Raw genomic sequence first — 13,109 nt, 5'->3', positions numbered from 1 at the left:
TCCACAGGGCAACGTCCTCTGGTTCAGGCGGTTTCCCCAAGGTCAGCGCCATCAGAAGCCTGGGTTTCTTTCTTCATCCAGTCCTTACCGTCAACCGCGCGGGCAACCATCATCGACGACACGGTGTCACCGGCAGCGTTGACCGTGGTGGCTGGCGGGTCAACCACGGTACCGATCACCGAAATGATGGGCAGGGCCGCCGGAGGGAACCCATACATGGACACGATCATGAGCTCACCAAGGAACCCACCGGACGGAATCCCGGACATCACCATTCCGGAAAGCAGCGCAATCAGCACCGCAATTGCGAGCGCTTGAGGGGTGAAAATGTCGCGCTCGAAAACGGCGAACAGAAACGCGATCTTCAAAATCGCAGACAGGCATGACCCTTCCATGTGGATGGTCGCACCAATAGGAATGATCGTTTCGCGAATGTCATCCGGAACGCCGATGCGCTTAGCTGCACGCAGGTTGCTAGGAATCGACGCAACAGAGCTTCCGGTTCCCAAGGACACGGCAGTGGGCGCCAGAATGTTTGCCCACATGCGACGCATACCTGCCACACCGCCAGCGAGCCACGAATACAGTGTGAACGCCACAAAGAAATACACGATCGCCACCGGGTAGTACACAGCGAAGGCACGCACGTAACCGCCAACCAGCTGGCTACCCAACTCACCGATCAACGCCGCAAAGTACGCGCCCAAACCAATGGGCGCGTAGTACATGACCAGTCCGGTCATCTTCATAAACACTTCGTTACCGGAGTCGAGGAAACTGCGGAACACCGCGCCTTTATCCTTGACCAGGTTGGCTGACAGTCCCACCAGAACAGCGAACACGATCAGTGGCAACATGTGCTTCGTGGAGATCACGTCACTGAAATCCTCCACCGTGAAGGCACCCACGATCTGGTCTCCAATGGACAGTTCTTCCTGCTCTTCAGGAAGTTCGTCCATCTTGACCTGTACGTTGTTCAACGGTCGGAAAATCCCCAGAGCCAGCAGCATGACGCTTGACGCCACGATTCCTGTGGCAATGAACACCACCATCATGGACCCCATGATGCGCCCTAACCGGGTTGCTGAGTTCATGTTCGCAACAGCAGAGGCAATCGAGAAGAACACCATGGGCACCACCAGGGTGAACATCATGTTGATGAACACTGTCCCTAAGGGCTTCAAAACAGTGGCGCTTTCGCCCATGATGAGTCCCACGATCGCACCAACGACCACGCCGGTGAGGATCAAGATTGGGAACCGGTAGTTCTTCCATCCACCTTGTTGCGCAGTCATATGTGGTGCTCCTAGCGACTGGGTTGTAGGTCTTCAACACAGAGGTGTGCCTACAAAAATAACCGCGGTTACACTACTAGCGCCAGTGACGCGCCCTGAGGTCGCCTACAGTTACCCGGTTACCTACCGGGTTCCTACTAGACTCCTACCGGATTCCGCGAGGTGGTTCGAAATCTGATTTGGCGATCTCTTCAATGTTGACGTCCTTGAACGTCAGAACGTGAACATTCTTGACGAATCGGGCTGACCGCCACGTGTCCCACACCCATGCGTCACGCAAAGTCAATTCGAAATAGACTTCGCCATCGCTTTGATGAGCCTTGAGATCCACCTGATTGGCTAAATAAAAACGCCGTTCTGTCTCCACCACGTAGGTGAAGAGCCCAACTACGTCCCTGTATTCCCGGTAGAGCGCCAGTTCGAGTTCGGCTTCGTACTCTTCGAGGTCCTCCGTGCTCATGCCCTCAGCTTACCCATAGCGTCAGCGAATTGGCCGCCCAGCAAGCTACTTCCCTAAGCGAAACGACTTCCGGTGCCACGGAGTCACACCCAAGTCCGCAATCGCTTGTTTGTGCGCAGGCGACGGGTACCCCACATTGTTCGCCCACCCGTAACCGGGGTATTCACGATCAAGCGAACTCATCACCGCATCCCTGTCGACTTTGGCGATCAGACTGGCCGCAGCGATTGGAATCCGCTGGTCATCCCCACCCACATACATGCGCACCGGTGGCACTTCCACATGGCTCACGTCGCCACCCAGCAAGCCCGGGTCGGTGCCCAACCAGTTGAACTTCCCGTCCAACATCACCAGGTCAGCCGCTGGCAACTGGGCGAGCGCCCGCCGCCCGGCCAGGCTCAACGCGGCAGAAATCCCCATCGCATCAATCTCCTCCGGGCTCGCATATGCGACTGCCGCATGCTCCCACGTGACACGGACGCGCTCAGCTGCTAACGACCTCGGCCGTGGAGATAACTTCTTCGAATCACGTAGCCCAGACGGGAACCCGCCGGCGCACAGCGTTTCCAGGTCACACCACACGGCGCCCACGCCCACGGACCCGGCGATGCAACCGCGGCCCACTTCGTCCATGCCCACGACACTGGTAACCCCGGCGTCTAGCAACGTGCGTTCCTCAGTGACATCAGAAAGCCCTCCCCGAGGTGTCCCCCGGCCCCGAGGTGCCGGCGAGTTAGTCACGATGGGTCGGGGACCTTGTCGAAAGTGTCGGGAGCGCTCACCCACGAGAACCGGTTAGTGGGCCACGAAATCACGAACACTGTGCCAACAACTTCATCTTCTGGCACGAACGGCCCGCCTTCGGAGTCGCCGTTGAAGCGTGAGTCAGCACTGTTGCTTCGGTTATCGCCCATCACCCAGTAATGACCCTGCGGCACGTCGACAGAAAACTCCGTTTCCGACGGTGGGGTGCCAGGTTTAATGTACGTTTCGTCGATCGCGACACCGTTGACCATGATTCGGCCTTGGTCATCGCAACATTCGACATGGTCACCACCCACCCCAATGACACGTTTGATCAGCTGCTGGCCAGCGTTTGAGGGTGCCAGGCCAACGAACTCAAGGAACGGGTTGGGTTTATATTCGTCTGCGGTCCCAGGGGGTAGCCACCCGCCGGGATCGTTAAACACCACGATGGAACCGCGCTTAGGGTGTGCAAACGGCAACTGGTTGACCATGATCCGGTCATCGATTTGCAGCGTGTCTTCCATGGAAGCAGACGGAATGTAAAACGACCGCACCACCCAGGCTTTTAGCGCCGTGGACACGATCAGCGCGATCACCACAATGATCGCGATTTCCCTGAGCGACGCCAGGAACTTTTGCGTTGCCGTGCGTGAGTCCTTCTTCGCTTTCTTGGACTTCTTGGGTTCGTGCTGTTCTTCCGCCGTATCTTCCATCACCGGGAAGTCTACCCTTCTTCCGTTCTGTCAATGGACGAACCGTGCCCAACGACCACGCCCACAGCGTCGGATTTGCGGATCATGCCCCCTCCCGGGCGGCTAAGCAGGTTACGTGAGTCGGTTGAGTTGGCTCGGTTGTCGCCCATGAGCCACAGGCGGTCCGGTGGCACTTCAACGTCGAAGTCCACGTCCGAGGCGCGGAGGACGCCCGAGGTGCGGGCGGCTTGAGTGCCTCCCTCGCCTGCCCCACTTCCAGGGGCACCCTCACCCGCACCTGCCAGGTACGGTTCGTCTAGTGGTTCGCCGTTGACCAAGAGTTTCCCCTCGTCGTCACAGCACTTGACGCGGTCACCACCAACCCCAATGACGCGCTTGACATAAAACACGTCGCGCGGGCCGATCCCAAACCACGAACCCACTTTCTGCCCCAACGACGAATTCTGCCCCGACACGAACGACCCACGACCGTCGATAACCACAATGTCACCTCGGCCAATAGAACCCGTTAACGCGTCAGGCCGCCACACAGCGATCCGGTCATCAACGGAAATCGTGGGTTCCATGGACTCACTGGGCACCGTGAAGGTCTGGACCACCAATCCGCGCACCAACCCGGCCAACACCAGCGCAACCACAACAACGGCGGATAACAAAAACCACGGGCGACGCCGCAAAGGCACACCCGTGGTTGTTTGTGTCATTCGACCAGAAATTAGCGCTTCTCGCGGATACGAGCAGCCTTACCGCGCAGGTCGCGCAGGTAGTAGAGCTTAGCGCGACGGACAATACCGCGGCTCAGAACTTCAATCTTGTCGACAACAGGTGAGTGGACGGGGAAAATACGTTCCACACCTACACCAAAGCTAATCTTGCGGACGGTGAAGGTTTCGGAAACACCCTGGCCCTGGCGACGGATTACGACACCTTTGAACACCTGGATACGTTCGCGGTTACCTTCAACAACGCGAACGTGAACGTTCACGGTGTCACCGGCGCGGAATTCCGGCAGGTCCGACTTCAATGACTTTGCGTCAAGAGCATCAAGCTTCTGCATTGTTAATCTCCTACTTGCAGTGCCCCGGATCACTCAAGCACGATCAGTCTAGGTTTTAACCTAGAGAGATGGAGTCGTCTGCTCACTGGGACTTTCTTGCCCTCCGAGGCAGGCGAAAGTCGGCAAACGCAAGGCACCAGTTTAGTCGCGGGTGGGCACGGTGGCAAGTGCCGACAGGGTGTTACGCCTCATGCCCTTCCCGAGCCTGCCCTGCCTCGCGAGCCTCTTGTTCCCAGCGCTCCTCCCGCGCCAGCCGCACAACCTCCAGGTCGTGCGCGTCGAGGTCGTCCGGGTTCAACTGTTCGATCAAGTCCGGCCGTACCCGCTGGGTGCGTTCCAGTCGCTTATCGCGTCGCCACCGTGCGATCGCCCCATGGTTGCCTGACAGCAGAATGGGTGGCACCTCGTGTCCGCGCCATTGCGCCGGCTTGGTGTACACGGGATATTCCAGCAGGCCGTCTTCGTAGCTCTCCTCATCGAGCGACCCAGGGTTGCCAATAACTCCGGGGATCAGCCTGGCGATCGCTTCGACCATCACCATTGTGGCGACCTCACCGCCGTTGAGCACGTAGTCGCCAATCGAGAACATCTGCACGCGCGCCCGCTCGCCAGCCCAGTCGATGACGCGCTGGTCGATCCCTTCATACCGTCCGCACGCAAACACCAGGTGATCTTCTGCCGCAAGTGCCCGCGCGTGCGCTTGTGTGAAAGGGGTTCCAGCGGGGCTGGGAACAATGACCGTCGCCGAGGTGTCCCCCACCTGATCCTGCCCCTCACCTTCCTGTGGTTCAGGGCGAGTGTTTAACACGGAATCGAGCGCTTCACCCCAGGGCTCCGGTTTCATGACCATACCCGCGCCCCCACCGTAGGGGGTGTCGTCTACTGTGCGGTGACGGTCGTGTGTCCAGTCGCGCAAGTCGTGAACATTGACCTGCAACAGTCCGTCGACCTGCGCTTTGCCAATCAGGGAAAGCTGTAGTGGCGTGAGGTATTCGGGGAAAATCGAGAAAACGTCAATACGCATGTCACATGTCCAGAAGGCCCGCGGGCGGATCAATCTCCAAACGATTGTTGTCCAGATCCACCACTGGCACGATCTCTTCAACGAACGGGATCATCACTTCCCGGCCAGCGTCCGCAAGCTCCACGTGGATGAGGTCTTGTGCAGCCCCTGGAGTCACCGCGCTCACAGTACCAATGACAGATCCACTGTGGACGACCTCGGCGCCCACAAGGTCGTCAATGTACCACGCGTCTTCATCTTCAGTTTCGCTCGCATCCACAGTGATCAGGGTGTTGCGGATTTCTTCAGCGCGGTTACGGTCCGGCACTTCGTCGAACGTCAGCATAAGGCGGTCGCGGTGCCAGCGAGCGCGCGTCAGAGTGAGGGTGCCAATGTCGGGGTCGGTGCCAAAGGTCGCGCCTGGTGTGAAGCGTTCGTCGGGGTCGTCAGTGCGGACCTCGACGGTCATTTCACCGCGGATTCCGTGGGGTTTGCCCAAGCGGGCGACAACTTGGCTCATGGTCCTCTTTCACGTCCGGGAACAGTTAAAGGGTACTAAACGCCCTAACAGCTCTTTCGAAAGATAAACTAAATACACACAGTTAGTTTTGAGAAAGACACATCATGAGCCGGTTCAGAGCTTTCGTTTCTACCCTCACACTTATGTGCCTGCTCGCCACGTCGGCGTGTGCGAGCAACCCCCAACCCTCCGACTCCAGTAACGCAGACAGTACAGACTCAGACGCTGACTCAGCCGAACCACCCAAGGATCCTGCATGGGGCGAGTGGGTGAACCTTGGCGAGGTCGGTGACACGGTAGGTGGAGCCAACGACGAGTACGTTGCTCTCTTAGGCGAAACGGGCCCACCGCACGCGGTGTACGACACTTCCGGGAAGAAAGTGTGGGACATCCCGGAGCTTTCGAGTGAGGGACCCGGAAAGTACTCCACGTATTCGTCTGATGAGTTGTTTATCGCCGAGGTGAAAAATGGTGACCTGGTGGGGTTCAACTGGGCGGATGGATCCGAAAAGTGGCGTTTGAACGCTAAAGAAGTACTTTCGTGCGACCTAGGCGATGACTGGATGTGGCGGTTAGTGTCGAGAACATTTCCCAATGTCGACGAGGAATCTGTCATCGCGCTCACCATCTTTACAAGTGGTGCTGACGTGACTGAATGCGCGTCCAAGCGTGAACTCCCTGGAAGCATCGCCTTTGACCCCAGCACGGGTGAAGAAAAGTGGAGGGGCCCCAAAGTCAATGTGACCAGTAGAGATGTGGAAGGGCACCACAGCATCACTGGGAAATATGTGTACACCACGGCAGGAGATGGAACGGCCTACCAACTGAGTCGCACAGAGACTGGTTCGGGGAAAACCACATATGCCAGCTTTGAGACGTCCGACGAAGCGACGGTTGGTTTTTTGAGAGAAGTGTCGGACAAGGGGTTCATCGTTTCTGGACTCGGACCGGACGAGTACTTTGAAGTTGACTCGTGGTCCGACTCACCGGGCGGTGAGCCGATCCTGACAAATCCCACTGACGATTACCCGATCATGTACGAGCTACATAATTCTCCAGGCACCGGTTATGTGTATGGCTTTGAGGTGGGGCCCGACCACCATTTCGACTCGGCCTTGAAGTACCACCTGTTTAATGTCACGAAACCAAACGCCTCGGAAATCAGTCCCAACCTCACCGACTATGCGATGCCACAGGCGCCTGACTATACAGACGATCAAGGGGGCGATACGTACGACCCGTATCTCGGCAATGACCCCATCGTGCCCCGCGACGGAAAAGCGCCTCTTATCGTTCTGCCGTGGACTAAATCTAAGCTCGCAGCCTTTGACTACAAGACCGGCAAACCAGTGTGGACCGTTGACGACGGTGAACGTGCCGATCACACCACCTACATCCCTTCGATGAGCGAAGTCGTGTTCCGACAGAAGAACCGTGTGGTAGCCGTTGACGCTCTTACGGGAGAAGAGAAATGGGCTGAAGACTTTGACAAACCCGTTGGCGTACTGGACCAAGCTGGCGCATTCTTGGTTGCAACACACGATGGTGAGTCAGGCGCATCCGTGTCCATCCGAGTGATTGAAAAGTAGGTAAGTAACCATGCTTAAGTTTTCACACGTGCTGGCAGGCTTGGCTGTCTCGTGTTGCCTCGTACTTTCGGCATGTTCGGGTGGCCCCGGCGACCCTGGGGGCCTGGGCCCACAGGGCGGCGACGGCTCCAACGACGCAAAAACACCCGTATACACGTGGGGCGACTGGGTAGATCTAGGGTTCACCGCAAACCTCGAACTGGCCAACGACTCCTACGCGGCCTTTCTCAACTCAGATGACATGACGCACGCGGTGTATGACACCTCGGGAAACAAAGTGTGGGACGTTCCCACACTCAAGCCCATCACCATGTCCGTGTACAACACGTGGGCATCAGATGAGTTGTTTATCGCCGAGGTGGAAAACGGCGACCTGGTTGGTTTCAACTGGGCGGACGGAGCAGAAAAGTGGCGTTTGAACCCGGCTGAGATCCTCCGGTGCGACCCGGGCGACGCAACATATTGGTCAGTCGCGTCACGCACCGAGCCAAAGGTTTACGACGACTCGACAATCGTGCTGGGCATTTTCGATCAGAATGCGCTCGACAACGGTTGCCGATCGGCAGGCGACTATCCGAGCTCGGTCGCCTTCGACCCAAAGACGGGTGAAGAAAAATGGCGTGGACCAAACGTTAACGGAGACTCAGGAACCGTTACCTCGTTCACCAGCGTCACTGGTAAATACCAGTACGCCGCGTGGGGTACGGACATGCAATATCAGATGAGCCGCACCGAGGTCGGATCCGGAGAGACCACCTATGCCACGGTCGAAAAAGCACATGCACCGGGGTTCTCAATCGCTCACGAGGTGTCCGATACAGGATTTGTCATTGCCGGTGGCGAGCCCAACGAATTCGTGGAGGTCCACACGTGGTCTGACCAACCCGGCGGTGACCCCAACAAAGCGTATCCGACTACAGACTTCCCAGTTCCTTACCACCTGCGAAACTCACAGAGCAGCGGGTACATCTACGGATTCAACGTGGGTCCCCAGAAACCCAACGGTTCGGATTTGAAGTACCACTTCTTTAACCTCACCAAACCGGACAGCGACACCATTAGCCCGCGCTCCGAGTCATACCCCACCCCGGAGGCACCTGCAATTCCTGGCAGTGACGATGCGAAGGGCTACGAACCGTATCTGTGGAACGACCCGCTGGTGCCACGCGAAGGCGCTTCACCCCTCATCGTCCTACCGGGAACTTCGTCTCCGCTTGTCGCATTCGACTATGAGACCGGTGAGCCCGTGTGGTCGGTTGACGGGAGCGACCAGATTTCGAGCACCACATATGTCCCTCAAACAGACGAAGTCATTTTCTCACTCGACGATGAAGCCGTAGCCGTGGACGCCCAAACCGGAGAAGAGAAGCTGCGGGAAAAGTTTGGCGATGACGTGTACGGTGTCGACTTCTTTGGCGGAGTCATGGCGGTCTACCACTCAGATGGCACATCGATTCGTGCCCTTAAACAACACTGATCGCACAGTCAGAACACTGATCGCGCAACCACTGAAACAACAAGGACAACCATGAAGAAAACCACGCGTAGATTTGCACACGCGATGACGGTGTTAGCCGTCACGTGCTGCCTCATATTGTCGGCATGTTCCGGTGGTCTGGGCGGACAAGGCGGTAGTGGCTCCAGCAATGCAGGCTCACCCAAAGGAAAATGGGGTGACTGGGTTGAGATTGACAAAAACGCTGTTGTTCGAGGTGCCTCCGGTGACTCTGCTCTGATCAAACCAGCCCACGGCGACGTCCCGTACGTTATCGACGCGCAAGGCCAGAAGAAGTGGGAGTTCCCCGCTGGGACCATGACTGAGGGTGAAGACGAGACCCTCTACTACGACGACGAGCGCATCTACACCATGCTTGAAGAGGACCATTCGGTGATCGCGCTGGACTGGGCCACCGGAAAGCAAGCGTGGAAGTTCACGGTGGCAGACAAAGCGAAGTGCGCAGACCCCAAGGAGTACACCCTGTACCCGGGTGCGGGCGATACGGCGAACCGCCGGCTCAACGCTGACAACCCACTGATTCTTGGTTTCACGACACAGTCAGACGAATCCTACGGACCACCCGAATGTTCGGAAGTGTCCAGCGGTGAAATGGGGCCAAGCCCCATGAACTTTGCGATCGACCCCAAAAACGGAGAACAGCTGTGGGAAATGGAGGGTACGCCAAACCTGTACGGCTACCGCGGCTACGCATCAGACCCACTGGGCAAGTACCTGTACATGTTGTGGGACCTGCGCGGTGAAATGCGTATCGCCCGTATTGATATCACAACCGGCGAGTTCTCCGAAGCGGGGCTTGGAGCATCTACCCCTGAATACTTGTGGTCACTTAAGAAAGCATTCTTCGCCTCGGTGGGGATGAACGAATTTCTCATCATTACAGAAGAAGGAGGAGCAGCTCGCGCCCTTGCACAAGGCTACGGTCCTGACGGCAACACAGGAAAACTCCTCGTTCGAAAAGAAGAATCCCAGAACCCGTGGGATCTTGGCATCATGATCACCGGCACCGGAGTTGCGTATAACCTCCAGGCACCTGCAGCACCCGGAGAAGACTACGTTGCCAAGCTCATCGCCAAGCCAGGCGACGGAGAAGACGCGAAATACTCGGAGTGGAAAGCACCAGCACCTGACCTCACAGATAACGACGCAGAGGTCCCGCAGCTTGCCTACTTCGGTGACAACCAGATCATCGACGCCGACCCCAAGAACCCCCTCGCGGTTGTGCCCTCACCGGACGGCGGTGTGGTTGCGTATCAGCTCACTGACGGGACCGAGGTGTGGAAAACCCAAGGCGAAAAACCCGGCACACGCCCGTCCCATTCCGCAAAAGCGGGTCAGGTGAGTTACGTCGAAGGTGACGACTTCGTCACTGTCGATGCCACCTCGGGCAAGGAAGTCTCACGGGACTCCGTACCCGGCATACACGCGGTAGGGAGCGTAGGACAGTTCCAGGTGGTTGAGAGCCGAGGTGAGTCACCTACACGCATGCGCGTGTGGACCGAGTAAGTCAGGTGATAGGACGCGCGGCCTCAACAAACACCATGTGAATACAAAAGTGCCACCTCATACGAGGTGGCACTTTTATTAGGCTTCGATCAGATCCACGCGAACGCGTTCACCATGACCAGCGAGCGCCCCGATGACCGTGCGCAACGCTTTTGCCGTGCGCCCAGAGCGTCCAATAACGCGTCCCAGGTCGTCCGGGTGAACGCGAACTTCCAGGGTCAGACCCCGGTGAGTGTTGCGCTCACGCACACTGACATCTTCAGGAAAATCAACAACTCCGCGGACCAAGTGTTCCAAAGCCTGCTGCAACACGATTAGGCCTCAGCCTTTTCTTCTGCGTTGTCAGCTGCAGCTTCTTCAGCTGGAGCTTCCTCGGCTACTGCTTCTTCAGCAGGAGCGTCTTCAGCAGACTCTTCAGCCTTGTCGTCGCCACCCTTAGGAGTAATCGCTTCCTTGATGACGGACTTAGCTTCAGGAGCAACAAAAGCTTCCTTTTCAGGCTGTGCCTGAACAGTGTTTTCGGTCGAGCCTTCGCCCTTGAACTTGCCCCAGTCTCCGGTGAGCTTCAGCAGTGCCTTGACCTGGTCAGTGGGCTGTGCACCCACAGACAGCCAGTACTGAGCACGTTCGGAGTCAATCTTGATCACCGAAGGGTTTTCGGTGGGGTGGTACACACCGATCTCTTCGATTGCGCGGCCGTCACGACGAGTGCGTGAGTCGGCTACAACAACACGGTAGAACGGCTTACGGATCTTACCCATACGGGTCAGACGAATTTTGACTGCCACGGTGGTGGTGTCTCCTTTTTCACATCAGATTTTCGGAAGTTCTCATTCGTGGGGTTAAATCAGTTCTTCCGAATGAACTTCGGCCGGATCAAGGTTGAGAGGGTCCTGTTCACCGGTCAAGTACAAGCCAATATTTTGCCAAATTTTTTGCGCTGTTTCCAATCAGAGCGGAAACGGCGTAAGTGCCCAGCCTTACCGGCCGAACCCGCCGCCGAATCCCTTGGGCAACTTCGAAAAGTCGATTTCGTCGTCATCGAGGTCGATTCCACCAAAGGATGCGCCCTGCTTCTTAGGCAACTTGCCTTCGCGACGTAGCTGCTCGTCGCGTTCTGCCTGCGCGCGCTTCGCTGGGTTACCCGACTTGGCTTTGCCCTTCTTCTTTGACGCACCCTTCTTACGGCGGTTCGAACCACCTGGTCCGCCGCCTCCAGGCATACCAGGCATACCAGGCATGCCAGGCATTCCGGGCATACCTCCACCTGGCATCGCAGGCATCCCCGGCATTCCGCCACCGGCACCGCCAGCACCTCCGCCACCTGGCATCGCGGGCATTCCCGGCATACGACGACCACCGCCGCCGAACTGCTTCATCATTTTCTGAGCCTGAGCGAAACGGTCCATGAGCTGGTTAATAGTAGTCACGGAGTTACCCGAACCGCGGGCAATACGCGCACGGCGCGACCCGTTTAGAATCTTGGGGTTGGCGCGTTCTTGGGGAGTCATGGACCGAATGATGGCTTCAACTCGGTCAATCTCACGGTCGTCAAACGCTTCGATCGCTTCCTTGTACTGCCCCATACCCGGCATCATGCGAAGCATCTTCTTAAGAGAGCCCATCTTCTTGATGGACTCCATCATGTTGAGGAAGTCGTTGAGGTCAAATGACTCACCCGACTGCACCTTCTTGGCGAGCTTTTCCGACTGCTTCGCGTCAAAGGTCTTTTCAGCCTGCTCAATGAGGGTGAGAATGTCACCCATATCCAAGATGCGGTCGGCCATACGGTCCGGGTGGAACAGCTCAAAGTCTTTGAGCCCTTCACCCGTGGACGCAAACATGATGGGCTTCCCGGTGACTTCGGCAACTGAAAGCGCGGCACCACCTCGGGAGTCACCGTCGAGCTTCGAAAGGACCACACCAGTGAAGTCGACACCTTCGTTGAACGCCTGAGCAGTGGACACCGCGTCTTGACCAATCATGGCGTCAATGACGAAAAGGACTTCGTCCGGGTTCACAGCTGCACGAATATCGGCGGCCTGCTTCATGAGTACTTCGTCAATACCCAAACGACCAGCCGTGTCGACGATCACCACGTCATACAGCTTGGACTTCGCAACTTCCATGGAGTCGCGGGCGACCTTAACCGGGTCACCAACACCGTTGCCAGGTTCAGGCGCATACACATACGCACCCGCACGTGAACCCACAACCTCAAGCTGGTTCACCGCGTTGGGGCGCTGAAGGTCAGCCGCCACCAGCATAGGGCGGTGCCCGTCACTCTTGAGCCAGTGAGCAAGCTTTCCAGCCAGCGTGGTCTTACCAGCACCCTGCAGACCCGCCAACATGATGACCGTAGGTGGCTTCTTCGCAAACTGGATCCGACGGGTCTTACCACCCAGAATCTGCACCAGTTCGTCGTTAACAATCTTGACGACCTGCTGGCCCGGGTTGAGCGCCTCGGACACTTCTGCTGACAACGCGCGTTCACGCACACGACCCGTAAACGCCCGCACAACGGGCAACGCGACGTCAGCGTCAAGAAGCGCCCTGCGGATTTCACGAATGGTTGCGTCGACATCCGCTTCAGACAGGCGGCCTTTACCGCGCAGGTTCTTAAAAGTGGACGTCAGCCTGTCAGACAGTGAGTTGAACACGTAGATTTGCTTTCGTCGGTGGTTTCGTCAGTCTCTTAGGATA

The 13,109-nt window shown here is 57.4% G+C and carries 14 protein-coding genes; 3 read left to right on the top strand and 11 right to left on the bottom strand.

Features of this window, described 5'->3' with window-relative positions; translation table 11 throughout:
• Positions 1–23: 23 nt before the first annotated feature.
• The 8 genes from JOE56_RS08755 to rimM all read right to left on the bottom strand — a co-directional run bounded on the left by JOE56_RS08755 (position 24) and on the right by rimM (position 5,795).
• Entirely contained in the window at positions 24–1,295 is a 1,272-nt protein-coding gene (locus JOE56_RS08755) for a dicarboxylate/amino acid:cation symporter (RefSeq protein WP_204515688.1), read from the bottom strand.
• 145 nt (positions 1,296–1,440) lie between these two features.
• On the bottom strand, positions 1,441–1,755 hold the full coding sequence (locus JOE56_RS08750) for a DUF2469 family protein (protein WP_102238721.1): 315 nt from the start codon (positions 1,753–1,755) through the stop codon (positions 1,441–1,443).
• 45 nt (positions 1,756–1,800) lie between these two features.
• Positions 1,801–2,496: a ribonuclease HII gene (locus JOE56_RS08745; RefSeq protein ID WP_204515687.1), complete on the bottom strand. Its 696-nt coding sequence runs from the start codon at positions 2,494–2,496 to the stop codon at positions 1,801–1,803.
• Entirely contained in the window at positions 2,493–3,215 is a 723-nt protein-coding gene (lepB, locus tag JOE56_RS08740; protein ID WP_204515686.1) for a signal peptidase I, read from the bottom strand. Before lepB (JOE56_RS08740) ends, JOE56_RS08745 begins: the two co-directional genes overlap by 4 nt.
• Positions 3,216–3,226: 11 nt before the next feature.
• A complete protein-coding gene (gene lepB / locus JOE56_RS08735) occupies positions 3,227–3,919 on the bottom strand; it encodes a signal peptidase I (RefSeq protein ID WP_204515685.1) in 693 nt (230 codons plus the stop codon).
• An 11-nt stretch (positions 3,920–3,930) separates the two neighbouring features.
• Complete coding sequence (rplS, locus tag JOE56_RS08730; protein WP_102238717.1) at positions 3,931–4,272, bottom strand: 50S ribosomal protein L19; 342 nt, start codon at positions 4,270–4,272, stop codon at positions 3,931–3,933.
• Positions 4,273–4,453: 181 nt separating this feature from the next.
• On the bottom strand, positions 4,454–5,296 hold the full coding sequence (gene trmD, locus JOE56_RS08725; protein ID WP_204515684.1) for a tRNA (guanosine(37)-N1)-methyltransferase TrmD: 843 nt from the start codon (positions 5,294–5,296) through the stop codon (positions 4,454–4,456).
• Between the two features lies 1 nt (position 5,297).
• Positions 5,298–5,795, bottom strand: a complete 498-nt coding sequence (gene rimM, locus JOE56_RS08720) for a ribosome maturation factor RimM (protein ID WP_204515683.1) — start codon at positions 5,793–5,795, stop codon at positions 5,298–5,300.
• A gap of 104 nt (positions 5,796–5,899) precedes the next feature.
• Here rimM and JOE56_RS08715 point away from each other — a divergent pair, with 104 nt between their 5' ends.
• Genes JOE56_RS08715 through JOE56_RS08705 form a run of 3 tightly spaced genes read left to right on the top strand, consistent with a single transcriptional unit; the run spans position 5,900 to position 10,406 of the window.
• Complete coding sequence (locus JOE56_RS08715; RefSeq protein ID WP_204515682.1) at positions 5,900–7,384, top strand: outer membrane protein assembly factor BamB family protein; 1,485 nt, start codon at positions 5,900–5,902, stop codon at positions 7,382–7,384.
• Positions 7,385–7,394: 10 nt separating this feature from the next.
• Complete coding sequence (locus JOE56_RS08710) at positions 7,395–8,861, top strand: outer membrane protein assembly factor BamB family protein (RefSeq protein ID WP_204515681.1); 1,467 nt, start codon at positions 7,395–7,397, stop codon at positions 8,859–8,861.
• 51 nt (positions 8,862–8,912) lie between these two features.
• Entirely contained in the window at positions 8,913–10,406 is a 1,494-nt protein-coding gene (locus JOE56_RS08705; RefSeq protein ID WP_204515680.1) for a PQQ-binding-like beta-propeller repeat protein, read from the top strand.
• A gap of 78 nt (positions 10,407–10,484) precedes the next feature.
• Here JOE56_RS08705 and JOE56_RS08700 read toward each other — a convergent pair whose 3' ends face one another.
• The 3 genes from JOE56_RS08700 to ffh all read right to left on the bottom strand — a co-directional run bounded on the left by JOE56_RS08700 (position 10,485) and on the right by ffh (position 13,066).
• Entirely contained in the window at positions 10,485–10,718 is a 234-nt protein-coding gene (locus JOE56_RS08700; RefSeq protein WP_204515679.1) for an RNA-binding protein, read from the bottom strand.
• A gap of 2 nt (positions 10,719–10,720) precedes the next feature.
• Positions 10,721–11,194 (bottom strand): 30S ribosomal protein S16, encoded by a 474-nt coding sequence (gene rpsP, locus JOE56_RS08695; protein WP_204515678.1) that lies wholly within the window; start codon positions 11,192–11,194, stop codon positions 10,721–10,723.
• A 192-nt stretch (positions 11,195–11,386) separates the two neighbouring features.
• On the bottom strand, positions 11,387–13,066 hold the full coding sequence (gene ffh, locus JOE56_RS08690; protein WP_204515677.1) for a signal recognition particle protein: 1,680 nt from the start codon (positions 13,064–13,066) through the stop codon (positions 11,387–11,389).
• Positions 13,067–13,109 lie beyond the last annotated feature (43 nt).

It is taken from the genome of Brevibacterium paucivorans, assembly GCF_016907735.1.
Classification (GTDB): domain Bacteria; phylum Actinomycetota; class Actinomycetes; order Actinomycetales; family Brevibacteriaceae; genus Brevibacterium; species Brevibacterium paucivorans.
The sequence above is the reverse complement of the archived record's forward strand: the minus strand, read 5'-3'. Positions and strand labels throughout refer to the sequence as shown.